The 25,627-nt window shown below is 71.8% G+C and carries 24 protein-coding genes and 2 tRNA genes; 5 read left to right on the plus strand and 21 right to left on the minus strand.

Annotated features, from left to right (window positions below):
• Nucleotides 1-90: 90 nt before the first annotated feature.
• Nucleotides 91-357, plus strand: a complete 267-nt coding sequence (rpsT, locus tag LN251_RS07575) for a 30S ribosomal protein S20 (RefSeq protein ID WP_015660447.1) — start codon at nucleotides 91-93, stop codon at nucleotides 355-357.
• A gap of 547 nt (nucleotides 358-904) precedes the next feature.
• Here the strand turns inward: rpsT and holA are convergent.
• From holA to leuS, 8 genes are all read right to left on the minus strand, one after another.
• Entirely contained in the window at nucleotides 905-1,894 is a 990-nt protein-coding gene (holA, locus tag LN251_RS07580) for a DNA polymerase III subunit delta (RefSeq protein WP_458243712.1), read from the minus strand.
• A gap of 84 nt (nucleotides 1,895-1,978) precedes the next feature.
• Nucleotides 1,979-2,224 (minus strand): hypothetical protein, encoded by a 246-nt coding sequence (locus LN251_RS07585; protein ID WP_383671414.1) that lies wholly within the window; start codon nucleotides 2,222-2,224, stop codon nucleotides 1,979-1,981.
• 29 nt (nucleotides 2,225-2,253) lie between these two features.
• Entirely contained in the window at nucleotides 2,254-3,120 is an 867-nt protein-coding gene (locus tag LN251_RS07590; RefSeq protein ID WP_458243713.1) for an arylamine N-acetyltransferase family protein, read from the minus strand.
• A 4-nt stretch (nucleotides 3,121-3,124) separates the two neighbouring features.
• Nucleotides 3,125-5,704, minus strand: coding sequence for a ComEC/Rec2 family competence protein (locus LN251_RS07595; protein WP_458243714.1), 2,580 nt, complete (start codon nucleotides 5,702-5,704; stop codon nucleotides 3,125-3,127).
• Nucleotides 5,701-6,696 (minus strand): helix-hairpin-helix domain-containing protein, encoded by a 996-nt coding sequence (locus tag LN251_RS07600; RefSeq protein WP_458243715.1) that lies wholly within the window; start codon nucleotides 6,694-6,696, stop codon nucleotides 5,701-5,703. The genes LN251_RS07595 and LN251_RS07600 overlap by 4 nt, the downstream gene beginning before the upstream one ends.
• 137 nt (nucleotides 6,697-6,833) lie before the next feature.
• Nucleotides 6,834-7,679, minus strand: a complete 846-nt coding sequence (locus LN251_RS07605) for a DegV family protein (protein WP_458243716.1) — start codon at nucleotides 7,677-7,679, stop codon at nucleotides 6,834-6,836.
• A gap of 72 nt (nucleotides 7,680-7,751) precedes the next feature.
• Complete coding sequence (locus LN251_RS07610; RefSeq protein ID WP_458243717.1) at nucleotides 7,752-8,483, minus strand: hypothetical protein; 732 nt, start codon at nucleotides 8,481-8,483, stop codon at nucleotides 7,752-7,754.
• 185 nt (nucleotides 8,484-8,668) lie between these two features.
• Nucleotides 8,669-11,551, minus strand: a complete 2,883-nt coding sequence (leuS, locus tag LN251_RS07615; RefSeq protein WP_458243718.1) for a leucine--tRNA ligase — start codon at nucleotides 11,549-11,551, stop codon at nucleotides 8,669-8,671.
• A 419-nt stretch (nucleotides 11,552-11,970) separates the two neighbouring features.
• Here leuS and LN251_RS07620 point away from each other — a divergent pair, with 419 nt between their 5' ends.
• Together LN251_RS07620 and LN251_RS07625 are read left to right on the plus strand one after the other, a co-directional pair.
• Entirely contained in the window at nucleotides 11,971-13,290 is a 1,320-nt protein-coding gene (locus LN251_RS07620; protein ID WP_458243719.1) for a ferric reductase-like transmembrane domain-containing protein, read from the plus strand.
• Nucleotides 13,287-14,903 carry an NADH-quinone oxidoreductase subunit NuoF family protein gene (locus tag LN251_RS07625; RefSeq protein WP_058925335.1) on the plus strand — a complete coding sequence of 539 codons (1,617 nt, stop codon included), beginning with the start codon at nucleotides 13,287-13,289 and terminating at the stop codon, nucleotides 14,901-14,903. The genes LN251_RS07620 and LN251_RS07625 overlap by 4 nt, the downstream gene beginning before the upstream one ends.
• A 127-nt stretch (nucleotides 14,904-15,030) precedes the next feature.
• Here the strand turns inward: LN251_RS07625 and LN251_RS07630 are convergent.
• The 4 genes from LN251_RS07630 to LN251_RS07645 all read right to left on the minus strand — a co-directional run bounded on the left by LN251_RS07630 (nucleotide 15,031) and on the right by LN251_RS07645 (nucleotide 17,150).
• A tRNA-Ala gene (locus LN251_RS07630) sits at nucleotides 15,031-15,103 on the minus strand.
• A 97-nt stretch (nucleotides 15,104-15,200) separates the two neighbouring features.
• Nucleotides 15,201-15,434, minus strand: coding sequence for a hypothetical protein (locus LN251_RS07635; protein WP_003976229.1), 234 nt, complete (start codon nucleotides 15,432-15,434; stop codon nucleotides 15,201-15,203).
• A 3-nt stretch (nucleotides 15,435-15,437) separates the two neighbouring features.
• Nucleotides 15,438-15,611 (minus strand): hypothetical protein, encoded by a 174-nt coding sequence (locus LN251_RS07640; protein WP_107416152.1) that lies wholly within the window; start codon nucleotides 15,609-15,611, stop codon nucleotides 15,438-15,440.
• Nucleotides 15,612-15,680: 69 nt separating this feature from the next.
• Nucleotides 15,681-17,150 (minus strand): MFS transporter, encoded by a 1,470-nt coding sequence (locus LN251_RS07645; RefSeq protein WP_458243720.1) that lies wholly within the window; start codon nucleotides 17,148-17,150, stop codon nucleotides 15,681-15,683.
• A 133-nt stretch (nucleotides 17,151-17,283) separates the two neighbouring features.
• Between LN251_RS07645 and LN251_RS07650 the strand changes: the two genes are divergently transcribed.
• Nucleotides 17,284-18,192 carry a helix-turn-helix transcriptional regulator gene (locus LN251_RS07650; RefSeq protein WP_458243721.1) on the plus strand — a complete coding sequence of 303 codons (909 nt, stop codon included), beginning with the start codon at nucleotides 17,284-17,286 and terminating at the stop codon, nucleotides 18,190-18,192.
• Between the two features lie 67 nt (nucleotides 18,193-18,259).
• On the opposite strand, the gene LN251_RS07655 is transcribed toward LN251_RS07650, so the two are convergent.
• From LN251_RS07655 to LN251_RS07685, 7 genes are all read right to left on the minus strand, one after another.
• A tRNA-Ala gene (locus tag LN251_RS07655) sits at nucleotides 18,260-18,332 on the minus strand.
• A gap of 71 nt (nucleotides 18,333-18,403) precedes the next feature.
• Nucleotides 18,404-19,081, minus strand: a complete 678-nt coding sequence (locus LN251_RS07660; protein ID WP_458243722.1) for a histidine phosphatase family protein — start codon at nucleotides 19,079-19,081, stop codon at nucleotides 18,404-18,406.
• Nucleotides 19,075-19,518, minus strand: a complete 444-nt coding sequence (gene rsfS / locus LN251_RS07665; protein WP_058925332.1) for a ribosome silencing factor — start codon at nucleotides 19,516-19,518, stop codon at nucleotides 19,075-19,077. Before rsfS ends, LN251_RS07660 begins: the two co-directional genes overlap by 7 nt.
• Nucleotides 19,519-19,641: 123 nt before the next feature.
• A complete protein-coding gene (locus LN251_RS07670; protein ID WP_458243723.1) occupies nucleotides 19,642-21,339 on the minus strand; it encodes a LytR C-terminal domain-containing protein in 1,698 nt (565 codons plus the stop codon).
• Between the two features lie 17 nt (nucleotides 21,340-21,356).
• On the minus strand, nucleotides 21,357-22,055 hold the full coding sequence (nadD, locus tag LN251_RS07675; protein WP_458243724.1) for a nicotinate-nucleotide adenylyltransferase: 699 nt from the start codon (nucleotides 22,053-22,055) through the stop codon (nucleotides 21,357-21,359).
• Nucleotides 22,056-22,135: 80 nt separating this feature from the next.
• Nucleotides 22,136-22,291, minus strand: coding sequence for a hypothetical protein (locus tag LN251_RS07680; protein ID WP_458243725.1), 156 nt, complete (start codon nucleotides 22,289-22,291; stop codon nucleotides 22,136-22,138).
• Between the two features lie 144 nt (nucleotides 22,292-22,435).
• Nucleotides 22,436-22,597: a hypothetical protein gene (locus LN251_RS07685; protein WP_203237729.1), complete on the minus strand. Its 162-nt coding sequence runs from the start codon at nucleotides 22,595-22,597 to the stop codon at nucleotides 22,436-22,438.
• A 128-nt stretch (nucleotides 22,598-22,725) separates the two neighbouring features.
• On the opposite strand from LN251_RS07685, the gene LN251_RS07690 reads away from it, so the two are divergent.
• Nucleotides 22,726-23,838 carry a M48 family metallopeptidase gene (locus tag LN251_RS07690; RefSeq protein ID WP_458243726.1) on the plus strand — a complete coding sequence of 371 codons (1,113 nt, stop codon included), beginning with the start codon at nucleotides 22,726-22,728 and terminating at the stop codon, nucleotides 23,836-23,838.
• An 18-nt stretch (nucleotides 23,839-23,856) separates the two neighbouring features.
• Here the strand turns inward: LN251_RS07690 and LN251_RS07695 are convergent, their stop codons facing one another.
• Both LN251_RS07695 and LN251_RS07700 read right to left on the minus strand, forming a co-directional pair.
• Nucleotides 23,857-24,927, minus strand: a complete 1,071-nt coding sequence (locus LN251_RS07695; protein WP_458243727.1) for an SCO2583 family membrane protein — start codon at nucleotides 24,925-24,927, stop codon at nucleotides 23,857-23,859.
• 112 nt (nucleotides 24,928-25,039) lie between these two features.
• Nucleotides 25,040-25,606, minus strand: coding sequence for an SCO2584 family spore wall biosynthesis protein (locus tag LN251_RS07700; RefSeq protein WP_458243728.1), 567 nt, complete (start codon nucleotides 25,604-25,606; stop codon nucleotides 25,040-25,042).
• Nucleotides 25,607-25,627: the final 21 nt, after the last annotated feature.

The following is a 25,627-nucleotide window of genomic DNA, read 5'->3' on the forward strand; positions in this document are numbered from 1 at the left end:
TCATGCCCTCTCAGCGCGAGGCGCACCTCAGAAAATCACCTGGCCCGGGTCCCGTGCGGTCCCGTGCCTGAACCTGAAAAGGCTCAATCAGTGGCGAACATCAAGTCCCAGATCAAGCGGATCAAGACCAACGAGAAGGCCCGGCTGCGCAACAAGGCCGTCAAGTCCTCCCTGAAGACCGCGATCCGCAAGGCCCGCGAGGCCGCTGCCGCGGGTGACGTCGAGAAGGCCACCGAGTACCAGCGCGCTGCCGCGCGTCAGCTCGACAAGGCCGTCTCGAAGGGCGTCATCCACAAGAACCAGGCCGCCAACAAGAAGTCGGCGCTCGCTTCCAAGGTCGCGTCCCTCAAGGGCTGACACCTTCCTTTGATCTGACCGCCGGAGGGACCTAGAGCGGGCCCTCTCTCATCCGCTCCCGTCCGGCACCCAGAGCCTGTACGCGGCCTGCGTTCGCCACGCGGGTACGGGCTCAAAGCAGCACGAACCGAAGACCCCGGTCCCGCCCTTCCCCAGGGTGGGGCGGGGTCTTTCGTTCGTTGGGGCGGGGGTGCTGTCCCGTCGGGGTTGCGCGTCCAGCCCGGCCGGCGATGGAGGACGAGGCCCCGTTGCCCCAGCCCGTCCAGCGCTTACGGACAAGGCCCCGTTGTCCCACCCCGTCCAGCCCGCACGGGGGCCCGTTGTCCCACCCCGTCCAGCCCGCACGGACAAGGCCCCGTTGCCCACCCCGTCCGGCGCTCACGGACAAGGCCCCGTTGCCCACCCCGTCCGGCGCTTACGGACGAGGCCGCCTTGTTCCAGCCCGTCCGGCGTTTGAGGACGAGGCCCGTTCAGGGCCGAACGGGGGCCTGGGGGCGGAGCCCCCAGCAACGGCGCCCAGCCCCCGCCGACGCCGCGGAGCCCAACCTCACGCCCGCCCGCGCGACCGCGCAGCCCGCGCGATGGTCACCACGGCCTTCTCCAGCGCGTACTCGGGATCATCGCCCCCGCCCTTCACCCCCGCGTCCGCCTCCGCCACGGCCCGCAGGGCGACGGCGACCCCGTCCGGCGTCCACCCCCGCATCTGCTGCCGCACCCGGTCGATCTTCCACGGCGGCATCCCCAGCTCCCGCGCCAGGTCCGCCGGCCGCCCCCCGCGCGCCGACGACAGCTTGCCGATCGCCCGCACCCCCTGTGCCAGCGCGCTGGTGATCATCACCGGAGCGACCCCCGTGGCCAGCGACCACCGCAGCGCCTCCAGCGCCTCCGCCGCCCGCCCCTCCACGGCCCGGTCGGCCACGGTGAAGCTCGACGCCTCCGCCCGCCCGGTGTAGTAGCGCCCCACGACCGCCTCGTCGATGGTCCCCTCGACGTCGGCGACCAGCTGGGACACGGCAGACGCCAGCTCCCGCAGATCGCTTCCGATGGCATCGACCAGCGCCTGGCATGCCTCGGGCGTCGCGGATCTCCCGGTCGTCCGGAACTCCCCGCGCACGAAGGCCAGCCGGTCCGCCGGCTTGGTCATCTTCGGGCAGGCGACCTCCCGCGCCCCGGCCTTCCGGGCGGCGTCGAGAAGCCCCTTGCCCTTGGCGCCCCCCGCGTGCAGCAGCACGAGGGTGATCTCCTCGGCCGGCGCCCCGAGATACGCCTTCACGTCCTTGATCGTGTCGGCCGACAGATCCTGCGCGTTGCGCACGACCACGACCTTGCGCTCCGCGAAGAGCGAAGGGCTGGTCAGCTCGGCGAGCGTGCCGGGCTGCAACTGCTCCGGGGTCAGGTCACGTACGTCCGTGTCGGCATCGGCGGCCCTCGCCGCGACCACCACCTCCCGCACAGCCCGGTCGAGCAGCAGGTCCTCCTGGCCCACGGCGAGCGTCACCGGGGCGAGAGGGTCGTCATTCGCAGTCTTCTTGGCCATCGCGTCAAGGATGGCACGCACCACTGACAACACGTCCCGCGCAGGTCCGTCCCGCGGTCGGAGACCCCAGCACGGGGTCCGCGGCTACGGCTCCTCCCGCCACCCCTCCCACTCCCCCGCGAACGCGTCCAGCTCCCCGGGGTCCAGCCGCCCCTCCTCGTCCCGCAGGACCACCAGCCACTGCGCGTCCTCGGCGTCGTCCTCACCGGCCAGCGCGTCCCGCACGAGCTGCGGCTCCTCCCTGACCCCGAACCGCTCCCCCAGCGCCTCGGCCGCCTCCTCGGCGGCATCCCGGTCGGGCAGCACCAGCACATGTCTCACATCGCTCACCCGCCCATTCTCGGCCACCCGGCCGGAGCTCAGTCCTCGCGCACAGCCGGCACCCGCCCCAGCTCGATCCCGAACGTCTCCCGGTACACCGCGAGCACCTCCTCGTCCGTGCCCAACTCGCGCTCCTCGCGCCGCCCGTCGCCTCCCGTCACCTTCAACGTGCGCCCGCCGAGCGTGATCCGCCCTCCCTCCTCCGTCACCCTCGAACACACCAGAGACCGCACGAAGTGGGAGGCCGGCGAGGTGCTGTGCCACCACGCCCCGGCCACGAAGTCACCGAGTTCACGCGGCCGCGTCTCCAGCCGGTACTGCGGCTCACCGTTCATGAGGACGTCCAGATCCGGCCCCCTCTCGACGATCCGGAACACCCCGCCGGGATCCTCCTGCTCGCTCCTCTCCCAGAACGCCAGCGGAAAGTGACTGAACGCCCCGAACCCGACGTCCGCCAGCCACTCGCTCCCGTCCACCGCCCGCACCCGCAGCGCGAGATGGTCGTACGGGATCCCCAGCCGCCCCTCGCCCCCGTGCACCCGCGCCGCGAGCAGCGTGACCTCGAACCCCAACGCGTCCAGCAGCGCAGCGAAGGCACCGTTGAGCTCGTAGCAGAACCCACCCCGCCGTGCCCCCACCACCTTGTCCCACAGCCGCTCCTCCTCCAGCACGATCTCCTCGCCCAGGTGGATGGAGAGGTTCTCGAAGGGCACGGTCCGCAGATGACGCAGCTGCAGCGCGCGCAACGCGGCGGCGGTGGGGTCGGCGGCAGGAGAGCCGGTACCGGCAGGGGCGGTGGTGGCGTCGGTGGTGGTGGCGTCGGCCGGGTGCTCCGGGGGCTCCGGGGGCTCCGGGGGCTCGACTCCCAGCCGGCGGAGGTAGGCATCGACCTGTGAGGAGTTCATGCCCTCAGTCTCGCGCCACGCTCAGCCGCCCGCCTGAGTCCGTGACGGCGAGCGCCCCGTCCCGGTCGGTCCGCAGCACCACCGCCCCCAGGGCCCGCAGCGCCGCCACGGTGCCGGGCGCGGGATGCCCGTACGGGTTGTCCTCCCCGCAGCTGATCAACGCGACCCGCGGCGCCACCCGGCGTATCAGTTCCGGGTCCTGGTACGCGGAGCCGTGATGGGCGACCTTGAGGACGTCCATCCCACCCAGCAGCGCACCCTGCGGGGACCGCAACAGGGCCTGCTGGGCCGGTGGTTCGAGATCTCCGAGCAGCAGCAGCCGCAAGCCCGCCGAGCGGACGAGCAGGGCGACACTGGCGTCGTTCGGCCCGTCCTGCTCCGGTGCCGCGTCCGCCGGGGGCCACAGCACCTGCCAGGACAGCGTGCCGGTGCGCCGTTGCTCGCCTGCGACGGCACGGGAGACCGGGATGTGCCGCGCCGCCGCCCGACCGCGCACGAACGCGACCTGGTCCGCGGGCTCCTCCAGGCCCGTCGTCTCGATCGCCCCGACAGAACGCCCCCGCAGCACACCGGGCAGTCCGGCCACGTGATCCGCGTGGAAGTGGGTGAGCACGACGAGCGGAATCCTCGTGATGCCCAACGTGCGCAGGCAGTGGTCGACGAGCTCGGGGTCCGGTCCGGCGTCCACGACCACCCCGCTGCCCGGCCCGGCCGCGAGCACCGTCGCATCCCCTTGGCCCACGTCGCACACGGCGAACCGCCAGCCGGGAGGCGGCCAGCCCGTGATCACCCTGGTCAGCGGTGGCGGCTGCACCACCACCAGCACGAGCAGCGTCAGGCAGAGCACGCACAGCCACGGATGCCTCAGCAGCCGCCGGCCGACGAGCAGCACGGCCACCGTGACCAGGGCCAGCAGCAGCGCCCCTCCCCAACTGCCCGGCCAGTCCACTCCCCCACCCGGCAACGCGGCCCCGGTTCGTGCGATCCGCGCGATCCACCCAGCCGGCCAACTCGCGCCCCACGCCAGCGCCTTGGCCACCGGCATCGCCACCGGCGCCGTCGCCAGCGCCGCGAAGCCCAGCACCGTGGCCGGTGCCACGGCGACCTCGGCGAGCAGATTGCACGGCACCGCCACCAGGCTCACCCGCGCCGACAGCACGGCGACGACCGGCGCGCACAGCGCCTGGGCGGCGGCCGCAGCGGCGAGCCCTTCGGCCAGCCGTGGCGGAACCCGGTGTCGCCGCAGCGCCTCGCTCCACCGGGGGGCGAGGGTGAGCAGTGCGCCGGTGGCCAGCACCGAGAGCAGGAAGCCGTAACTGCGGGCCAGCCAGGGGTCGTACAGGACGAGCAGCAGCACGGCCGTCGCCAGTGCCGGGATCAGGGACCTGCGGCGCCCGGTCGCCAGGGCAAGGAGCACCACGGCCCCGCAGGCCGCGGCCCGCAGCACGCTCGGATCCGGTCTGCACACGATGACGAAGCCGAGCGTGAGGAACCCGCCGAGCACCGCGGTCGCCCGCAGCGGAATGCCCAGCCGGGGTGCGAGCCCCCGCCGCTCCACCAGTTGCGCCATGCCCGGCGGCCCGATCAGCAGAGCGAGGATGATCGTCAGGTTGCTTCCCGACACGGCGAGGGTGTGCGCCAGGTCGGTCTCCTTGAACGCCTCGTCCAGCTCCGGTGTGATGCGTGAGGTGTCCCCGACGACGAGGCCGGGCAGCAGCGCCCGCGCGTCCGCCGGCAGTCCGTCGGTCGCCTCCCGCAGCCCGCCCCGCAACCGGCCCGCGAACCGCTGAGCCCCCGACGGTCCGCCCACCACGTCCGGAGCGGCCCGCCCCCGCACCCGCAGCACCCCCGCGATCCGGTCCCCGCCCACCAGGGCCGGAGCCATCCGCGCCTCGACACGCACACGCGTGGAGGGCAGCAACTCCAGCCACGGGGACCGCGCCCGGCCCCCGGAAGGGGGCCCCACCCCGCCGGGCGGTCCCGCCGGGACGATCACCAGCACCGGCGTCCTGGTCACCGCCGCCGTCCCGTCGCCCTCCCGCACCCGTCGCACCTCGCCCTCGACCAGGACGGAGGCCGGGGCGGCGTGATCCCCTCTGATCCGAGGCCGGGTCGGCCGTGGATCGGCGGTCACCTCCACGTCGGCGGTCACCGTCGCGTACCGCCGGGCCAGCTCCGGCACGGGGCCGCGTCGCACATCGGCCCCGTGCAGTCCGGCGGAGACGGCGGCCGCGGCGACGCAGAGCAGCACGGCGGCGACGGAGATCCGCGGCCACGCCCCCTGCGCCGACACTCCGAGGCGTGCGCTCCGCCGTCGCACCCGCTCCCGCACCCCCAGGAGGATCACCGCCGCGCTCAGACAGCCGACGGCGACTCCCGCGACCCACGCGGAGGTCGCGCCGAGCATGAGCGCCGCGGTAGCCCAGGCGGCGAGAGCGGGCGGCACGAGGCGTAGGTCCGTCGGCCCTTCCTGCCGGGGATGGGCGGCCCCGAGGCGTTTTCCCGAGGCGGCGTGGACGGCCGGCCGGACAGGGCCGGGGGGTGCGACGCCGGTGTCTCCCGCATCCACTCGGCGCCCCGTCATGGCCGTACGAGGTTTCGTAGATCGGCGAACCGGCGGTCACCGATGCCGTTGACCTCGCGCAGTTCGTCGACGGTGCGGAAACCGCCGTGCCGCGTGCGGTAGTCGACGATGTGCTGGGCCAGCACCGGGCCGACCCCGGGCAGGGTGTCGAGCTGTTCCGCGGTCGCCGTGTTGAGGGAGACGGGGGCCGCTGGGGCCGCGCCGGCCGGGCCTCCCGCGGCCGGGCCGGCGGGTCCGGGGGCCGGGGCGGCGGGACCCCCGACGATCACCTGCTCTCCGTCGACGAGGAAGCGTGCCCGGTTGAGTCCCCGGAGATCGGTGCCGGGCCGCACGCCCCCGGCGGCCCGCAGCGCGTCGGTGACCCGTGAACCGGGCGGCAGGCGGTGGATGCCGGGCCTGCGGACCTTGCCGCTGACGTCCACGACGATCTCGGTCCCGCCCGCAGTCGTTCCTCCAGGGCCAGGCGCCCCGGTCGAGGCCCCGGGCTCGGGCCGCCCGTTCGTCTTCCCCGCGCCGAACGGCAGCGCCGCCCGCACCACTTCGGGCGCCCGCACGGACTGTGTCCGGCCGGCCCAGAAGTGCTGCACGGCGAGCACGGCGGCGACGACGAGCAGCACCGAGAGGGCCACGACGCTGCGCCGCTCCAGCCTGCACCTGGTCTGCAGCCACAGCGGCAACCGCTCCCGGACGGCCAGTCCGGCGCGCGCCCGCCAGGCGTCCCCAGCCGGCCGAGGCTCCGGTACCGGGACCAAATCCTGCTCGGCGGTCTCGTCCGTGGGCACGCTCGGCGGCCCCGCTCCCGACTCCCCTCCGTCAGAAGCGCGTTCGGGGAACAACAGCTGCGCACGCCGCCGGACTTCCGCCGACGCGTGCTGATGCCCGGTCCGGCCCCGCAGCGGCGCGCGGCGGTGCCGGACCCGTCCGTCGGAGGCGGGGGCGCGCCCCGGTCCACTGGTCGCGGTCGCTGTGCGTGTACGTGATCGAAGTGCCATGCGACGAGGATGGGACATCCACCGCCACCGCGATGATCTTGCTCAATTCCCGTGGACTACCGGCCGGTTGTGGATATCTTCATCACCCGCACGAGTGAGCCGACCGTCTCTCCGAAGGACCATGCAGCGACTGTCTCTCACCGCGGTGAGACCACAACCCCCAGCAGCCCGGGCCCGGTGTGTGCGCCGATCACCGCCCCGACCTCGCTCACATGCAGGTCGCCCACCGAGGGCACCCGCGTCCGCAGCCGGTCCGCCAGAGCCGACGCCCGCTCGGGGGCGGCGAGATGGTGGACGGCGATGTCGACCTTCGCGCTGCCGGCGCGGTCGGCGGCGATCTCCTCGAGACGGGCGATCGCCCTCGACGCCGTCCGGACCTTCTCCAGCAGCTCGATACGGCCGCCGTCCAGCTGCAGCAGGGGCTTGACGGCGAGAGCGGAACCCAGCAGTGCCTGCGCGGCTCCGATCCGGCCGCCGCGGCGCAGGTAGTCGAGGGTGTCGACGTAGAAGTAGGCGGACGTGCCCGACGCCCGTTTCTCGGCGGCGGTGACGGCCTCGTCCACCGTGCCGCCGGCCTCCGCCGCCTCCGCCGCGGCGAGCGCGCAGAACCCGAGGGCCATCGCGACCGTCCCGGTGTCCACCACCCGCACCGGCACCGGCGCCTCGCGCGCCGCGAGGACCGCCGCGTCGTAGGTGCCCGACAGTTCGGCGGACAGGTGCAGGGAGACGATGCCGCACGCGCCGGACTCGGCGACCTTGCGGTAGGTGTCGGCGAAGAGCCGGGGGCTGGGCCGCGAGGTGGTGACGGGGCGTCGCCTCTGCAACGCCTGGGCCAGGGAACGGGTGGAGATCTCGGTGCCCTCGTCCAGGGCCTGGTCGCCGAGGACCACGGTCAGGGGGACCGCTGTGATGCCGTGGCGCTCCATCGTCCGGGGCGGCAGGTAGGCCGTTGAATCGGTGACGATCGCGACATGGCGGGACATGAGCTGGAGGTTACCTGGCGTAGCGGCCGGAGGGCAGCCCGGCCCCTCTCACCTGGTACGTCCTTGACCGGATCAAGTGGTGCTCTCGGGGCGGGTTTTCTTCTGCCATGGGTAGATGGGGCGCGGGGCGGGCGGGGTGATGGCGGCCCGGGTGGGTTCCTCGTCCGGTGCGGAACGGGGCGTCTTCGGCCAGGTCTGCCGAGCCGCTTCGCCTTCGGCCGCGGGGGCCTCGGGCCACGGCGGCGGGACGGCGGACGGCTCGTCCTTCGTCCAGTGCCGCAGGGCGCCGGCCTCGACGTCGATCTGCGCACTCAGCGTGTCCAGGTCGTCGTCGGCGAAACGGCGGGCCCGGTCGCGAGCCGCCCAGCGCAGCGAGTCCGCCGACTGCGTGATGCGCTCGGTGCGGGCGCGCAGGTCGGGCAGCCGCTGGGCGAGCGTGGCCCGGTCGGGATCGGACTCCAGGCGCTTGAGCTCGCCGTCCAGTTCGTGGCCGTGGGCGCTCAGGCGCCGGAAGAGCTGCAGGGACTCCTTGAGCGACTCGTCCTCGGGCGCGCCCGCGTCCAGCGCGTCCTGCGTGGCCCGCATGGAGGTGCGCAGTTTCAGGCGCAGCTGGGCGACGTCGCTCACCGGGCCGGGTACGAACGTCTTGGCCCGCAGTGTGTGGTCCTCGACCGTGCGCCGGGCCTGGTCGATGGTGCGGTCCACGCCGCGCTTGGCGGCGCCGACGGCCTTCACCGCCGCATAGGTGCCCAGCGCCAGGAAGAGGACGACAAGCAGGACGAAGACCGCGATCACTGCTTCCACCGTGCTCCTCCTCCGGCCTGCGCGGCCTGTTCCGCGTCTCCCTTCACGGTAAACGAGACGGGCAGGCCCGGAGTTCCAGAAGAACCCCGAACCTGCCCGTAGGGGACCACCCCGAGACGCACGGCCAGGGGACCACCCCGAGACGCACGGCCAGGGGCCACCCCAATACTCGCGGCCGCTGCGGCCTAAGCGGGAACGATGTTGACCAGCTTCGGCGCCCGCACGATCACCTTGCGGATGCCGGCCCCCTCCAGCGCCGCGACGACCTTCTCGTCGGCCAGGGCGATCTTCTCCAGCTCCTCCTCGGAGATGGACGGCGGCACCTCCAGGCGCGCCTTGACCTTGCCCTTGATCTGCACCACGCAGGTCACGGCCTCGTCCACCACGTACCGCGGGTCGGCGACCGGGAAGTCCCGGTGGACCACGGAGCCGGTGTGGCCCAGCCTGCGCCACAGCTCCTCGGCGATGTGCGGGGCCAGCGGGGCGACCAGCAGCACCAGCGGCTCGGCGACCGCGCGCGGCACCGCCCCGCCCGCCTTGGTCAGGTGGTTGTTCAGCTCGGTGACCTTGGCGATGGCGGTGTTGAACCGCATGCCCTCCAGGTCGCCGCGCACGCCGTCGATCGCCTTGTGCAGGGCGCGCAGCGTCTCCTCGTCGGGCTCGGCGTCGGTGACGGTCACCTCACCGGTCGCCTCGTCGACGATGTTGCGCCACAGCCGCTGCAGCAGCCGGAACTGGCCGACCACGGCGCGCGTGTCCCACGGCCGGGAGACGTCCAGCGGGCCCATCGCCATCTCGTACAGGCGCAGCGTGTCGGCGCCGTACTCGGCGCAGATCTCGTCCGGGGTGACCGCGTTCTTCAGGGACTTGCCCATCTTGCCCAGCAGCCGGGAGACCTTCTCGCCCTGGTAGTAGTAGGCGCCGTCGCGCTCCTCCACCTCGGCGGCCGGTACGGCGATGCCGCGGGCGTCGCGGTAGACGTAGGCCTGGATCATGCCCTGGTTGAACAGCTTGTGGAACGGCTCCGCGGAGGAGACGTGCCCCAGGTCGTACAGGACCTTGGACCAGAAGCGGGCGTACAGCAGGTGCAGCACGGCGTGCTCGGCGCCGCCGACGTACAGGTCGACACCGCCGTGCGGCTGGCCCTCGCGCGGGCCCATCCAGTACTGCTCGATCTCCGGGTCGACCAGCTGCTCGGCGTTGTGCGGGTCCAGGTAGCGCAGTTCGTACCAGCAGGAACCGGCCCAGTTGGGCATGGTGTTCGTCTCACGCCGGTACTTCCTCGGCCCGTCGCCCAGGTCCAGGGTGACGTTGACCCAGTCCTCGTTGCGCGACAGCGGGGTCTCGGGCTGGGTGTCGGCGTCGTCCGGGTCGAAGGTGCGCGGGCTGTAGTCCTCGACCTCGGGCAGCTCCAGCGGCAGCATCGACTCGGGCAGCGCGTGGGCGATGCCGTCCTCGTCGTAGACGATCGGGAAGGGCTCGCCCCAGTAGCGCTGCCGGCTGAACAGCCAGTCGCGCAGACGGAAGTTGACGGTGCCCTCGCCGATGCCTCGGCGCTCCAGCCACTCGGTGATGCGCGCCTTGGCCTCGACGACGCCCAGGCCGTCCAGCGAGACGCCCTCGCCCTCGGAGTTGACGATCTTCGCGTCGTAGGACACGAAGGCCTCGTCCCAGGTGGAGGTGTCCGTGCCGCGGCCGTCGGTCGGCTCGACCACGCACGCGATCGGCAGCTCGAAGGCGCGCGCGAACTCGAAGTCACGCGTGTCGTGCGCCGGGACGGCCATGATCGCGCCGGTGCCGTAGCCCATCAGGACGTAGTCGGCGATGAAGACGGGGACCTTCTCGCCGTTGACCGGGTTGGTCGCGTACGAGCCGATGAAGACGCCGGTCTTGTCCTTGGCCTCGGCCTGCCGCTCGACGTCGGACTTGGCGGCGGCCTGCGCGCGGTAGGCGGCGACGGCCTCGGCCGGGGTGGCGTGACCACCGGTCCACACCTCGTGCGTGCCCTCCGGCCAGGCGGCCGGGGTGAACTTCTCCACCAGCGGGTGCTCGGGCGCCAGCACCATGTAGGTCGCGCCGAACAGGGTGTCGGGGCGGGTGGTGAAGACGGTGATGTCCTCGCCGTCGATCGGGAAGTCGACGCGGGCGCCCTCGCTGCGGCCGATCCAGTTGCGCTGCTGCAGCTTGATGGCCTCGGGCCAGTCCAGCGCCTCCAGGTCGTCCAGCAGCCGGTCGGCGTAGGCGGTGATGCGCATGTTCCACTGGCGCAGCTTGGCCTTGAAGACGGGGAAGTTGCCGCGCTCGCTGCGGCCGTCGGCGGTGACCTCCTCGTTGGCCAGCACGGTGCCCAGGCCGGGGCACCAGTTGACCGGCGCGTCGGAGGCGTAGGCCAGCCGGAACTCGCCCAGGACGTCGGCCCGCTCGCCGGCGCTCAGCTCGTGCCACGCGCGCGTGTGGCCCGGAACGGCCCGGTCACCGCTCTCGAACTGGGCGATCAGCTCGGAGATCGGACGGGCCTTGTCCGCCTCGTCGTCGTACCAGGAGTTGAAGATCTGCAGGAAGATCCACTGGGTCCACTTGTAGTAGTCCGGGTCGATCGTGGCGAACGACCGGCGCTTGTCGTGGCCCAGGCCCAGCCGGCGCAGCTGCGCCGTCATGTTCTCGATGTTGGCCTCGGTGGAGACACGCGGGTGCGTGCCGGTCTGCACCGCGTACTGCTCGGCGGGCAGGCCGAAGGCGTCGAAGCCCAGGGTGTGCAGGACGTTGTGCCCGGTCATGCGCTGGAAGCGGGCGAAGACGTCGGTGGCGATGTACCCCAGGGGGTGGCCGACGTGCAGGCCCGCGCCGGACGGGTAGGGGAACATGTCCATGATGAACTTCTTGGGCCGGGCGACGACCTCGGGGTCGCCCGCCAGGTCACCCTTGGGGTTCGGCGCCGCGTACGTGCCCTCGGCGTCCCAGAAGTCCTGCCAGCGTGCCTCGATCTCGGCCGCCATGGCGGCCGTGTAGCGGTGCGGCGCGGCATCCACCGACATACCAGTGGCGGCAGCGGGGTTCGTCTCGCTCATGATCCTTAAGCTCCATCGATCGTCTCTGCCGGCGGCTTCGTCGTTCCGGAAACGAAAAATCCCCTCGCACAGGAGGGGACGCCGCGCCGATTCCGACCAGGCGGTTCGCCGGTGGTCGGGACTGATCAGCGCGGCTCGCTAAGCAGAAGGCGTACGGCACGCATGGCGTTAGGGTACCGCAGCGCTTGAGCAGGATGCGACGCGCTTGCGTATGCATCCTTGGCACCGGGCCACCCCTCCCGGCGACAACTGAATCAAGGACGCGGCTTACTTCGCGTAACACCCATTACCCGGACATCACTACAAACGCAACGCCTCCTGATAACAACGCAATAACTCAAACCTCGTACCGATCGGTATGGCGCCACTTAAAGTTCGGCAGCGGGACCGCTTTCCCGAAACTGCTCGGAGTTGCCCCCATGAACCCTCGTCGTAGTAACACTTCGCTCCCCAGGCCGGGCCGGTCGGCCTACGGGGTGGCGACGGCTGTCGTCCTGCTGCTCATACCCGTCGTCGTGCTGCTCGGAGGCGGCTGGCTGCAGCAGTTCCTTAACTTCGGTGCGGGCGTCCTGTCGCTCGTCTGCCTCACCTGCTCGTGCATCTGGGGACTGGTCGCCCAGGACCGGCTGCTGCTCAACATCCGCCAGCGGATCGTGGCCCAGGCCATCCACCGGGTGACGGCGGTGGGCTCGATCGCCTTCCTGGTCGTGCACATCGGGATCAAGCTCGCCCTGGACCACGCCGACTGGATCGCGGCCCTGATCCCCTTCGGCTGGGTGCTGACGGGCAGCGGCGGCGCCAACCCGGGCAGCGCGACCCTCATCGGCATGGGCTCCCTGGCCGCTTACCTCATGATCTTCGTCGGTATCACCGGCGCCCTGCGCAACCAGTTCGCCTCCCCGGCGCCCGTCGCGGCCCGCTGGCGCGCGATGCACATGCTGGCCTACCCGGCGCTGTGCTTCGCGGTGATCCACGGCCTGTTCGCGGGGCGCCCGGCCAAGCCGTTCTTCATGATCTCCTACGAGCTGTGCCTGGTCGGGATCATCGCGGCGCTCGGCCTGCGCGCGGCCCCGCGCCCGGTCAAGCGCAAGATCGCCGACCGTCTCGCCGTACTGCTGGGCAACGACCCCATGGCGGCCCGCGACGAGCTGGAGGCCAGCCGCGCCCGCCTCACCGAGACCTCCTCCCTGCCGGGCTACGAGGCCGCCCGGGCCCCGAAGCAGGCCCCCGCGCAGCCGGCGGCCGCCCCGGGGGCCGCGTTCTACGACACCGCCGCCTCCCGCGCCATGACGCCGGAGCCCTCGAACGGCTTCGCGGCCGCCTATCGCGCGGTCACGCCCCAGCAGCCCCTGCAACAGCCCTTCACGATCGACCAGACCGCACGCATGGACCTGCCCATGGAGATGCAGGCCACCTCGGCCGTCCCGCGGGTCGACGGCAGCACCTCGGGCAGCTGGCCGGTCCCCACGCCCCCGCCGGTCGGCGAGGCTCCCCCGTCGGCCTACGACCCCCTGCAGGACACCGGCTACAACAACATCCCCACCTACGGCAGCACGGGCACCGCCGCCTACCGGAACAGTGATATGTACGACACCGGTGAGACGAACACCGGCTATGGCGCGTACAACCAGAACGACACGTACAACAGCGGTCCCGCCAATCAAGCGAGGCCCGGTGAGTCGTTCGACGCATCGGGCTCGGGCGAACCTTGGAACACGCCTTCCGGAGGCTATAGGTGAACGAGGCCCTGCCCGACGTCCCAGAAGTCCGCGTGGTCGGCCTTCCTCAGCTCACGTCGGGCTTCGACCTTGTGGAACGACTCGATCTGTCCATGCACCTGAAGGTGCACGGACCACTCGAACCCCTCGGTGGCGAGCAACTGGCCAAGCTCTCCGAGGACATCAACCTGAAGGGCCGCGGCGGCGCGGGCTTCCCCTTCCACAAGAAGCTGCGCTCGGTCGCCGAGGCGGCGATCAAGCGCGGTGTACGGCCGGTCGTGGTCGTCAACGGCAGCGAGGACGAACCGGCCTGCCGCAAGGACACGGTGCTCATCAACCGTGCCCCGCACCTGATCCTGGACGGCGCGCTGCTGTGCGCCGAGGCCCTGGGTGCCCGCACGCTCGTGGTGGGGGTCACCCGTGAGTCGACGCAGCGCTCCATGGAGGCGGCCCTCGCCGAGCGCGGCCTGAGCAACGGACGCCGCTCGGCGCTGAAGGCCTTCGTGCAGCGCAACCCGGTCCGCATGGTCACCGGCGCCGCCGCCTCCCTGATCCGCTCCGTCGACGGCGGCCCGGCGATCCCGCCCGGCCGCAAGGTCAGCGCCTCGCAGAACGGCGTCGGCGGCGCGCCCACCCTGCTGTCGAACGCCGAGACCTTCGCCCAGCTGGCGATCGCCGCCCGCATCGGGCCGGAGCGCTACGGCAACACGGGCCTGTACGACGAGCCGGGCACCGTCATGCTCACCGTCTCCGGCGCCGTCGCCCGCCCCATGGTGATCGAGGTCCCCACGGGCGTGCCGCTGCGCTACGTCCTGCAGCTCGCCGGCGCCCCGCAGGTCCCGCAGGGCGTGCTGACCGGCGGCTACCACGGCAAGTGGATCGACGCGGCGACCGTCAACGAGGCGATCGTCTCCCGCAACAACCTGGACGCGGTGGGCGGTGCGCTGGGCGCCGGCGCCATCCTGCCGATCAGTCAGGAGACCTGCCCCCTGGGCGAGTCGCTGCGGGTGGCGCAGTGGCTGGCCGAGGAGAGCGCCGGCCAGTGCGGCCCCTGCTACCTCGGTCTGCCCGCCGCCGCGCGCGGCATGGAGGACATCATCAACGGCGGCGGACCGGCCGCCCTGGAGGCCCTCAAGCAGGTCGCCAAGAACGTCAAGCGCCGCGGCGCGTGCTCGCACCCGGACGGCTCGGCGATGTTCCTGGAGTCGACCATCAAGGCGTTCACCGACGACCTCGCCGCCCATGTCCTCGGCAACGGCTGCGGACGGCCCGTGGAGGGCGTTCTGCCGCTCTTCGAGGGGGGCAGGGCCCCCACGGGCCTCCCCGGCGGCGCGGAGGCCCCGGAGCAGAGCGGAGCCAGCCGGCAGAAGATCTACGTCGACTGGACGCTGTGCCGCGGCCACGGGCTGTGCGCCGACATCCTCCCGGAGGTCTTCGAACTCGGCGCCGACGGCTTCCCGACCGTCGCCCAGGCCCAGGTGCCGCGCTACGCGGAGGCCAAGGCGCTGCGCGCGGTGCGCCGCTGCCCGGCGCTGGCCCTGCGCATCGAGGAGGAGAGCCCTCGGGACCGCGCCCCGTCCCGCAACCTCCCGGTCCTCTCCCAGGGCCGTGGACGGCGCGCACTGGGCCGCTGAGGCACACGTCACGAAGGGCCGCCCGGACCGGGCGGCCCTTCCGCTTTCCCAACTCCCCCGGCCCGGACGGGATTCAGGGAAAACGAAAGATCCCGCCGGATCGATACGATCCGGCGGGATCTTGCTGTGGAGCTAAGGAGAATTGAACTCCTGACCTCCTGCATGCCATGCAGGCGCTCTACCAACTGAGCTATAGCCCCTTGCTGCGCCACCCCGGTTTCCCTGGCGGCGACGCCAACATTACACGGTCGACGGGGTGGAACACCAAATCGTTTCCGGCGGCCCGCGCGACGGCCCTCAGGCCGTCACGAACGAGTAGAACCGCTTGAGGGTGCAGTGCTCCTCCAGGAGGCGGCCGTAGATCGGCTCACCCTCCAGTTCGCGGTACGTCTCGATCGGGTCGCCTTTTATGATCAGCGCCCGCGCGCATTCCTCGCACCAGTACTGGTAGTCGGGGTTGACCGGTTCCATGTCCCGGACGATCGGCGTACCGCTGCCGCACCAGTCGCACTTTCGCCTGTGTGCACCCATCGATCAGCTCCAGCTGTGGCCGCAGGCCGTGCACACGTAGGAGATCCCGCCGTTGTCGCCGAGAACCTGGGCGACATGGACGGAACCGCAGGAAGGGCAGATCAGGCGGGTGACCGTGTCCCGTGTCGACGCCGCTTCGAGGAGGTGGCCGACCTCCTCGAGGATGCTCGCAGGCATCACTGCTCCCTCCCGTCGGGCCGCGCCCCCTTCCGGCCGTTTGATTCTGCCACGGCCGGGCCGATACGGTCAGCGACGCCTCAGTACCAGTCCGGACACGGCACCCACCGCGGCCGTCGCGGCCAGCGCGAACATGCACGCCAGAAGCGCCTTCGCAGAGGTATACGCCCCCGGGGCCCCAAGTGACTCAAGCCGGTTCAAGAACAGTGTGCCGAACGCGGCGACACCGGTCAGCTGTCCGAGCTGTGCCACCGTGGCGAGCAGCCCGCTGGCATCGGCGGCGTCCTCGGGGCGTACGGCGGCCAGGGCCCCGGTGAGGGTCGGGCTGAAGCCGAGCGCGAGTCCCGCCCCCACGCCCGCGTAGGCGACGTACAGCCACGCTCCGCCGTCGCCGCCGCCCTTGAGGATCAGGCCGACGCCGGCCACGGCCAGCGCCGTCAGCACGAACCCGGCGGGGCTCAGGTGCCGCTGCCAGGACGCCGGCCAGCGGCGCCACGTCAGGCCGACCAGGCCGAAGACCACCGCCGTGGGTGCGAAGGCGAGACCGGCGCGCAGGGCGCTGAAGCCGAGGCCGCCCTGGATGTGCAGGGTGAGCGCGAACAGGAAGCCGCCGTTGACGGCCATGACCGCGAGGATCCGGAAGACCGCGAGGCCCATGCCGGGCAGGCGCAGCACGCGGGGGGCTATGAGCGGGGCGCCGCCGCGGCGGGCGAGCCCGGACTCGTAGACGCAGAACACGGCGAACAGGAGCACGGCGGCGGCCAGCGAGGTCCACGACCACAGCGGCCAGTCCTCCTCCTGGCCGAGGACCAGCGGCAGCGTGAGCAAGGACACGGCCGCGCCGAGCAGCAGCAGTCCCGGGACGTCGAGGCCGCGGGCACGGTCGCGGTCCACCGCGTCCCGGACCGGCAGCACACGGCCGCCGAGGACCAGCAGGGCCAGGCCCACCGGCACGTTCACCAGGAACACCGGCCGCCAGCTCGTGCCGAACAGGTCGGCGTCGACCAGGACTCCGCTGACCACCTGTCCGGCCGCGGCGCCGACCGCGATGACCGCCGAGTAGGCGCCGAGCGCCCTGGCCCGGGCCTCCCCGGTGAAGTTGCGCTGGATGAGGCTGAGCACCTGCGGGATCATCACGGCCGATCCGGCACCCTGCACCAGCCGGAAGACGATGAGCTCGGTGGCCCCCTGGGCCAGCCCGCAGGCCAGCGAGGCCGCGGTGAACAGAGCGAGTCCGGCGAGGTGGACGCGGCCGTGCCCGAACCGGTCGCCGAGGCGGGCGCCGGTGATCAGCAGCACCGAGTAGGTGATGGTGTAGCCGGCGATCACGAGTTGCAGATCGGCGCCGGAGGCGTGGAGTTCGGCGCCGATGGTCGGGGCCGCGACGTTCACGATGAACACGTCGAGCACGGCCATGAACTGGGCGGCGAGGACCAGCGCCAGCAGACGCCGGGACCGGTTGTCAGTGGCGGGTGCTTCACTTTTCGCAGGACCTGGAACGGGCGCGAAACCCGGCCCGGTCTCGGATGTGGTCGTCATGCCGTCGAGCCTGACGACGAGCCGGTACGGGTGCCGAGAGCCCGACGATGCTGGTACTGACAGCACCTGGCACCGGACAACTCCGGCATCCAGGATGGTCGTACGACGGGGACGTGACGCGGGGGACGTGACGATGACGACGACACAGCGACGGCGGCCCGAGCTGGCCGCGTTCCTGCGCGGCAGGCGCGCCCGGGTGACACCGGCGGACGTGGGCATGCCGCCGGGCTTCCGGCGCCGCACACCGGGGCTGCGCCGCGAGGAGGTCGCCCAGCTCTCGGGCGTCGGGGTGACCTGGTACACCTGGCTGGAGCAGGGCCGCCCGATCAACGCCTCCGCGCAGGTCCTGGACGCGGTGGCGCGCACCCTGCGGCTCGATCCGCCGGAGCGCGAGCATCTGTACCGCCTGGCGGAGGTGCCCTTCGAGCCGGACCCGGAGCGGATGACGCAGAGGGTCGGCCCCGAGGTGCAGGCCATCATCGACGCCCTCGATCCGATGCCAGCGGTGGTCTACAACTCGCGGTACGACGTCCTCGCCACGAACCCGGCCTACCGCGACCTGTTCACGGTGCCGCAGGCGCACGGCCTCACCGTCCCCAACGTGTTGTGGACGCTGTTCACCGTCTCCGAGGAGGCCTGCCCGGTGGTGCATCGGGAGCGGGAGCTGCCGGTGATGGTGGCGACGCTGCGGTCCCACTACGGCAGACATGTGGGCGAGCCCGCCTGGGAGGGTTTCGTGCGCCGGCTGTCGGCGGCCAGCCCGTACTTCGCCGAGCTGTGGGCGAGCGGCGAGGTCATACAGCCGGGCCGCCGCGTCAAGACGTTCCGTCACGAGGCCGTGGGCGAGGTGCGGATGAACTCGCAGTCCCTGTCGGTCGACGGCATGCCGGAGTGCCGCGTGGTGGTCTACACGCCGGAGGACGACATGAGTCGGGCGAGGATCGCGCTGCTGCGGCAGCACAGGGAGCCGCTGTGGCCGCCGACACAGGAAGGAGCGAACGAGATCATCCGGATGTGGGAAACGGAAAATCCCGCCTCCTGAGGGAGACGGGATCTCATCGACCGATCTTTGACAACTCCACAGAGTGCCGATCGGCCTCACCGATGTGTGGAGCTAAGGAGAATTGAACTCCTGACCTCCTGCATGCCATGCAGGCGCTCTACCAACTGAGCTATAGCCCCTTGTTCTTCCCCGCTCCGCGGGGCGAACAAGAAGAACTTTAGCCTGCGACCTGCCGGAAAGTGAAATCCGCTCAGTCGTCGTCGCCCAGCACCGGCTCCGGGAGCGTGCCGGCGTTGTGCTCCAGCAGGCGCCAGCCGCGGGCGCCCTCGCCGAGGACGGACCAGCAGCAGTTGGAGAGGCCGCCGAGGCTCTCCCAGTGGTGGGGCTCCAGACCGAGGAGACGGCCGATGGTGGTGCGGATCGTCCCGCCGTGGCTGACCACGACGAGCGTCCCCTCGTCGGGCAGCTTCTCGGCATGCCGCAGCACGACCGGGGCGGCGCGCTCGGCCACCTCGGCCTCCAGCTCACCGCCACCGCGCCGCACTGCCTCGCCGCGCTTCCAGGCGGCGTACTCCTCGCCGTGCCGCGCGATGATCTCCTCGTGCGTCAGCCCCTGCCAGACGCCCGCGTAGGTCTCGCGCAATCCCTCGTCGAGGGCGACCTCCAGGCCGGTGAGCGCGGCCAGCTCGGCGGCCGTGTTCGCGGCGCGCTGGAGGTCGGAGGCGATGATCGCGTCGGGCTTGAGGGCGACGAGCAGCCGGGCGGCGCGGCGGGCCTGGGCCACGCCGTCCTCGGTGAGGGGGACGTCCGTGGTGCCCTGGAAGCGGCGCTCCACGTTCCAGGAGGTCTGGCCGTGGCGCCAGAGGATGATGCGGCGGCCCCGGCCGGGCCGGCCCGCGGAGACCTCGCCGGTGGCGCTCGTCACCACTCACCGCCCAGGTCGGCGGCCTCCTCGGCGGCCTGCAGCTTGGCGTGCTCCGCGGCCTTGCCGCGGGTGGCCTTGGCGTCGGCGGGCAGCTCCAGCTCGGGGCAGTCCTTCCACAGGCGCTCGAGGGCGTAGAAGACGCGCTCCTCGCTGTGCTGGACGTGGACGACGATGTCGACGTAGTCGAGCAGGACCCAGCGGGCCTCGCGGTCGCCCTCGCGGCGCACCGGCTTGGCGCCGAGCTCCTTCTGCAGCCGCTCCTCGATCTCGTCGACGATCGACTTGACCTGGCGGTCGTTGGGGGCGGAGGCCAGCAGGAAGGCGTCCGTGATCGACAGCACATCGCTGACGTCGTAGGCGATGATGTCGTGCGCGAGCTTGTCGGCGGCCGCCTGGGCGGCGGTGGTGATGAGCTCGAGAGATCGGTCAGTGGCGGTCACTACATGGCTTTCGGTCGGCGGTCACTTGGCATCAAGGGTCTCACGGACCGCCGGGCGCACCCCACGTGATTAAGGGATCACATGGGGCGCCCGCTCGTGCCATCTGCCGTTTCCCGCGGGTTCCTACGAGGAGGACGGCTTGTAGTCCTGGCCGAGGGTCACCGAGACGTCCGCGTTCGAGGCGGTCTTGCCCTTGACGACGGAGCTGGTGGGCAGGCCCAGGGTCTTGGCGACCTCGGTGGCGTTCTCCTTGTCGGCGGCGTCGGCGTAGACGACCTTGGAGGTGGCCGTGGGGGTGGTGGCGCCGCCGCCCAGGAAGGTGAAACCGCCGTTGAGGAGGACCACGCGGGCCTTCTCGGTGTCGTCCTTCACGCCGCTCGCGTTCTCGACGTGGACGCGGACGGCGGAGCCCTGGTCGGGGCTCTTGGCGGTGCCGCCGAGGACGTCCTTGACGACGCTGGCGGCAGCCTGCGCGCTGAGCGTGCCGTCGCCCTGGACCGGTAGCAGGGCGGTCTTGTAGTCGCCGCCCTTGGCGAGGTCGGCGAGCTTGGCGAGGAAGGTGCCGAGGTCCTTGTCGGTCAGGGACGGGTCGAGGATCTGCGCCAGTGTCTGCACGGTGGTGGTCGCCGCCGTCGGGTCGGAGGACAGCTTGCGCAGCACGCCCTGCATGACCTGGCCGAACCGCTCCAGCTGGGCGTTCTGGGCCTCGCCGGAGGCACGGTAGGTGGCGTAGGCGACGGCCATCTTGCCGCTGAGGGTCTGGTTCGAGCCCTTGTGGACGAGGGGTGCGGTGCCCTTCTTCTTGGCGTCGGGGTCGGGCACGTCCGTGTTGGTGTCGACCTCGATGTTGCCGACCAGGTCGACGAGGTTCTGCAGGTAGGGGGTGTCCAGCCGCCAGGTGCCCTCGATGTCGGTGCCGAGGACGGTGTCGAGGGCGTCGCGGGTGCCGGAGGAGCCGTCCTCGTCGACCGACTTGGCGAGGGTGGTCGAGGTGCCGTCGTCGTCGGTGACGGCGAGGGAGTTGGGCAGCAGGACGGTGGTGCCCTGTTTGGTGGTGGTGTTGTCGACGAGCAGCGCCGTGGAGGTGCCGCCCTTCTTGGTGTTGTGCAGGTGGACGACGATGACGTCGCGGTTCTGGGCGCCCGCGACCGTCGCCTTGCCGGTCTTGGAGTGCGACGTGGACAGGCCGGGCAGCTTCCCGGCGTACCAGAGGTAGCCGACGCCGCCGACCGCGACCAGGGCGAGGACGACGACGAGGGCGATGAGGCGGCTGCGGGCGCGGCGCTTGGCCTCCTCGCGGCGCTCGGTGCGGTTCTCGGTGAAGTTCAGCCAGTCGATGACGTCTTCGGGGTCGCCGTCGGCCTCCTCGACGAAGGCGAACTGCTCGGTGCGGTAGTCCCGTTCGGGCTGGGAGGGGGGCGCGGTGTCCTCGGCCGGCGCGGCCGGGCCGGCCTGCTGCGGGATGTACGCGGTCTGCTCGGCGACCCGGGGCTGCTGGCCACTGGCCGCGGTCTGCCCGTAGGGGTCGTAGGGCTGTGCCGGTGCCCCGCCCTGGGGCCCGCCCGCGGCATACGGGTCGTAGGAGGGCGCGGCCTGCTGCCGGCCGGTGCCGTACGGGTCGTAGGGCGGCGCCTGCTGCGTGCCCGTGGCGTACGGGTCGTAGCCGTAGCCCTGCTGCTGCGCGTACGGGTCGTACTGCTGCTGGGGCGCCTGCTGCGGGGCGACCTGCCGGTACACGGGCCGGCCGTACTCGTCGTAGCCGACGAGTTCGTACTGGTCGCCCTGGTCGCCGCCGTGGCCCGCGTCGTATCGGTCGTTCACCGGTAGCCCCTCTCGGCTCACTCGCCGCGGTACAGCTCGCGCTTGTGGATGTAGCGCACGACTCCGTCCGGCACCATGTACCAGATGGGGTCTCCCTTGGCGACTCTCGCACGGCAGTCCGTGGAGGAGATGGCCAGTGCGGGAACCTCCACCAGCGAGACGCCGCCCTCGGGCAGGCCGTGGTCGGTCAGGTGGTGGCCGGGGCGGGTGCAGCCGATGAAGTGCGCGAGGGAGAACAGCTCCTCCGAGTCGCGCCAGGTGAGGATCTGGCCCAGGGCGTCGGCGCCGGTGATGAAGAAGAGGTCGGTGTCCGGGTTGAGCGCGCGCAGGTCGCGCAGGGTGTCCACGGTGTAGGTCGGGCCGCCGCGGTCGATGTCGATGCGGCTCACCGAGAACTGCGGGTTCTCGGCGGTCGCGATGACCGTCATCAGATAGCGGTCCTCGGCCGGGGAGACATGGCGGTGGGTCTTCTGCCACGGCTGGCCGGTGGGTACGAACACCACCTCGTCCAGGTGGAACTGCGCGGCGACCTCGCTGGCCGCCACGAGGTGCCCGTGGTGGATCGGGTCGAACGTTCCGCCCATGACGCCGAGGCGGCGCTTGCCGGGGTTCGACGGGCCGTTCACCGGGCGGGTCCCGGTACCGCTCGCCCGGCGGGCCGTGGTGCCGCTCGCGTCGTCCATCGCCGGACCGGTAGGCATGTCCTGCTCTCCCATGCGTGCAGACCCTACCGGCCCGGCCTGAGCACTCCGTTCGACGGATGCCCGGGTTGTCCCGGTACCGGGCGGTGCGGGGTTCAGCGGTCGCGGTTGAAGCGGGTGGTGATCCACAGCAGAAGCAGCAGGATGACGAGGGCGCCGCCGCCGGTGAGCGCGGGATTGAGGCTCTCGTGGTTGCCGCCCTCGGCTTCGGCGAGGGTGACGAGGTGGGCAGCGGTGGTGTGGAGGCTCATCTTCGGCAGGACCTATCGTCGGGGTCCCCCCGCTCGAGCGGAGTCGAGACCGGAGGGAGGGCGGGATAAGACGTCGGCCCATGGTAAGCGGGGGCCGTGTCGGCGATCACGCCGACTCCGCCGTCGGGGAACCCTGGGCGGCCCTCAGTCGTCTTTCCGCTTGTAGCCCCGCAGCAGGAACCACCCGGCGAACGCACAGCCCAGGATCATCACCACCAGCACGACCCGCAGCAGATAGCCCGATCCCTGGTGCTGGGGGGCGCTGGCGGCCGCGGCGAGCCAGGCGGCTGCTGGGATGTGCTCCATGGTGCGGGACTCTCCTTCGGTGTGGTGCCCGTCCACGGTAACTCCGCCTAGGCTGGGCCTTGCTTCGGGGGCGCAAAGGGCCGCACAAGGGTCCGCAAAGGGCCACTCACACGCACATGGGGGAAGACATGTCCGACGACGGCCACCAGCACAACGGGCACGAGCATGTACCGAGCAGGCAGCGCCGGCGCTTCCCGGGGATCTCCTCGCGTGCGTACGAGCACCCCGCCGACCGCAGTGCCCTGGTCGCGCTGCGCAAGCTGAGCGGGTTCGACACGGTCTTCAAGGCGCTCAGCGGTCTGCTGCCCGAGCGCAGCCTGCGGCTGCTGTTCCTCTCGGATTCCGTGCGGGTCTCCGACGAGCAGTTCACCCACCTCAACGACATGCTGCGGGACGCCTGTTACATCCTGGACCTGGAGAAGGTCCCGCCGATGTACGTCAACCAGGACCCGCAGCCGAACGCGATGTGCATCGGCCTGGACGAGCCGATCATCGTCGTCACCACCGGCCTCGTCGAGCTGCTCGACGAGGAGGAGATGCGGGCGGTCATCGGCCACGAGGTGGGCCACGCCCTGTCCGGGCACGCGGTGTACCGCACGATCCTGCTGTTCCTGACGAACCTGGCGATCCGGGTCGCGTGGATCCCGCTGGGCACGCTCGCGATCATGGCGATCGTGACGGCGCTGCGCGAGTGGTTCCGCAAGTCGGAGCTGTCGGCCGACCGGGCCGGGCTGCTGGTCGGGCAGGACCTGCGGGCCTCGATGCGCGGCCTGATGAAGATCGCGGGCGGCAACCACCTGCACGAGATGAACGTGGACGCGTTCCTGAAGCAGGCCGAGGAGTACGAGTCGGGCGGCGACCTGCGCGACTCGGTGCTGAAGATCCTGAACCTGCTGCCGCGCTCGCACCCGTTCACCACCATCCGGGCGGCGGAGCTGAAGAAGTGGTCCGAGAGCCGCGACTACCAGCGGATCATGGACGGTCACTACCCGCGGCGCGACGAGGACAAGGACACCTCGGTCTCGGACTCGTTCCGGGAGTCGGCGGCCAGCTACGCCGGCAGTGTGAAGAGCTCCAAGGACCCGCTGATGAAGCTCGTCAGCGACATCGCCGGCGGGGCCGGGGGCCTGGGCGGCCGGGTGCGGCGCGGCTTCGACGGTTTCACCAGCTCGGCACCGGGCGAGGAGCGGCCGTCGCAGGACGAGCCGCCCACGGACGCTCCGCCCCGCACCGAGGACTGACCGGCTCCGGGCGGCCCGTCACACCTTCGGCTGCGCCCCGGCGGCCAGCGTCCCGCACAGCGCCGTGGCACCGCCCGTCGCGTACGGGTCGGTGCCCGCGGGGCCACCCGACCTGGCCGTCTGGCCGGCCAGCAGCGGGTGGAAGTGGTTGGTGGAGTCCTCGGCACAGGACAGCGGGCCGGCCTGGACGTAGGAGACGACGAGCTGGGCCTGGTGCAGACGCAGGTCGTCGCGGTCGAAGCGGAAGTGCAGCTCGCGCCGGACGGTGAACAGCGAGGCCGGGGCCTTCGCGGACGAGCCGGTCGGCTTCAGCGCGTACACGAAGGTGTGGTCCGCGGTGACCTCCAGGGCGGCGGAGTCGGTCTCGGTGGCCTCCATCGAGCCCTGGACGCGGATCCTGCGGTCCGCGAGCTCGGCGCGGGTCTGGTCGAAGCGAACCAGCCATCCGGTGGGCTGGTGGCGGCCGTCGGCGGTCGGGCGGGCGAAACTCTGGTCGAACTGGTCGAGTTGGGCGCCGTCGAGCATGACGCGCACGGCGCGCACGTCCTGACTGCCGATCACCTCGGGGTAGAGCGCGGAGCGGACGATGTAGTCCTTGGCCGTGGTCAGGGCGGCCACCACCTGGCTCTCGGAGAAGTGCGCGGTGCGCCGGGCGGCGGGCAGCGGGATGCCCTCGGCGCCGACGCGGAACTGCGCGGCGGGGCTGTGCGCGTACAGGTACTCGGCGTCGGCCTTCCCGGGCACCTTGCCCTGCGGGGTGAGCGGGATGACGGTCATCCGCAGGGGTTCGACGGGCCGGCGGGCGACGGAGCTCTGGTACGGGTGGCGTACGCCCATGTAGATCGCGGTGCCGAAGGCGACGGCTATCAGCAGGACGAGGATCAGCGCCTGCCGGGACAGTCCCCGGTGCAGGGGCGGGCGGCGGCGTACGGCGGGGGCGTGGTCGGTCATGCGCTCGTGCGCGGAGTACTCCTGGAGGCGGGCAGCGCGGACGAACGACTCGTCGAAGACGACGGATCGGTACTCGTCCTCTCCACCTCCGGGGCCGCCCTCGGGTGTCCCCTCGGGTGGGTCTCCAGGCCCGCCCATACCTTCAGGGTAGGTCTCCGGACGCCCCGGTAAACGCCCTGGTACACGACAAGTTCTGACAGGTTCTCACCAGGGCCGCAACCGTGCGCGACCGGACGGCTCGGGGGCCCGGTCAGGGGGTGCGCGGGATGACCGGGATGGCCGGCTGGGAGGTCTCGGCGGAGGCGGAGGGCGGAGGGGCGCTGCCCTGCTCCAGGCCGGTCGACGCGGGGGGTGGGACCTGGTCCCGGCTGCTGGAGGAGGCGCCCCGGTAGACGGCGGTGAAGGCCAGGGCGACCATGCCGATCCCCATGACGAGGGCAAGCATCCAGGCGACCGGGCGGTGCCAGCGGACCTGTTTGCCGAAGGGGCCCGAGGTGCCGTAGCGGCCCTCGAGGACGTCGGTGTCGTCCAGGTCGTCGAGCTCGGGATCATGGCCGAAACCGGAGGGGTCGTATCCCTCGTCGTACCGCTCGCCCCGGCCGTGGGCCCGGCGGGTCTCCGCCTCGGAGGCCTCGGCTCTGGCCTGGGCGGCGGCCAGGAGGCGTTCGACGGCGGTCGGCTCGTGCACCACGGCCGCCCGCACGAAGGCCTCGTCGAAGACCACGGAGGCGAACTCTTCGTCCGACACCCCGCGGTCGTGGTCGTCGTCGGGCTCCCAGCCGTCAGGGAACGGCGTGCCCCCCACGTCCTCCGGCACGGATCCAGAGTAGACCTGGGG

It is taken from the genome of Streptomyces sp. MAI_2237 (genome assembly GCF_054189285.1).

Coding starts and splice junctions, on each gene's coding strand:
- LN251_RS07595 (WP_458243714.1), bottom strand. CDS start 5,704: ATGACGGGGCGCCGAGTGGATGCGGGAGACACCGGCGTCGCACCCCCC.
- holA (WP_458243712.1), bottom strand. CDS start 1,894: ATGGCCAAGAAGACTGCGAATGACGACCCTCTCGCCCCGGTGACGCTC.
- LN251_RS07690 (WP_458243726.1), top strand. CDS start 22,726: ATGTCCGACGACGGCCACCAGCACAACGGGCACGAGCATGTACCGAGC.
- leuS (WP_458243718.1), bottom strand. CDS start 11,551: ATGAGCGAGACGAACCCCGCTGCCGCCACTGGTATGTCGGTGGATGCC.
- LN251_RS07605 (WP_458243716.1), bottom strand. CDS start 7,679: ATGTCCCGCCATGTCGCGATCGTCACCGATTCAACGGCCTACCTGCCG.
- LN251_RS07685 (WP_203237729.1), bottom strand. CDS start 22,597: ATGGAGCACATCCCAGCAGCCGCCTGGCTCGCCGCGGCCGCCAGCGCC.
- LN251_RS07650 (WP_458243721.1), top strand. CDS start 17,284: ATGACGACGACACAGCGACGGCGGCCCGAGCTGGCCGCGTTCCTGCGC.
- LN251_RS07695 (WP_458243727.1), bottom strand. CDS start 24,927: ATGGGCGGGCCTGGAGACCCACCCGAGGGGACACCCGAGGGCGGCCCC.
- LN251_RS07680 (WP_458243725.1), bottom strand. CDS start 22,291: ATGAGCCTCCACACCACCGCTGCCCACCTCGTCACCCTCGCCGAAGCC.
- LN251_RS07600 (WP_458243715.1), bottom strand. CDS start 6,696: ATGGCACTTCGATCACGTACACGCACAGCGACCGCGACCAGTGGACCG.
- LN251_RS07635 (WP_003976229.1), bottom strand. CDS start 15,434: ATGGGTGCACACAGGCGAAAGTGCGACTGGTGCGGCAGCGGTACGCCG.
- nadD (WP_458243724.1), bottom strand. CDS start 22,055: ATGGGAGAGCAGGACATGCCTACCGGTCCGGCGATGGACGACGCGAGC.
- LN251_RS07640 (WP_107416152.1), bottom strand. CDS start 15,611: ATGCCTGCGAGCATCCTCGAGGAGGTCGGCCACCTCCTCGAAGCGGCG.
- LN251_RS07620 (WP_458243719.1), top strand. CDS start 11,971: ATGAACCCTCGTCGTAGTAACACTTCGCTCCCCAGGCCGGGCCGGTCG.
- LN251_RS07645 (WP_458243720.1), bottom strand. CDS start 17,150: ATGACGACCACATCCGAGACCGGGCCGGGTTTCGCGCCCGTTCCAGGT.
- LN251_RS07590 (WP_458243713.1), bottom strand. CDS start 3,120: ATGAACTCCTCACAGGTCGATGCCTACCTCCGCCGGCTGGGAGTCGAG.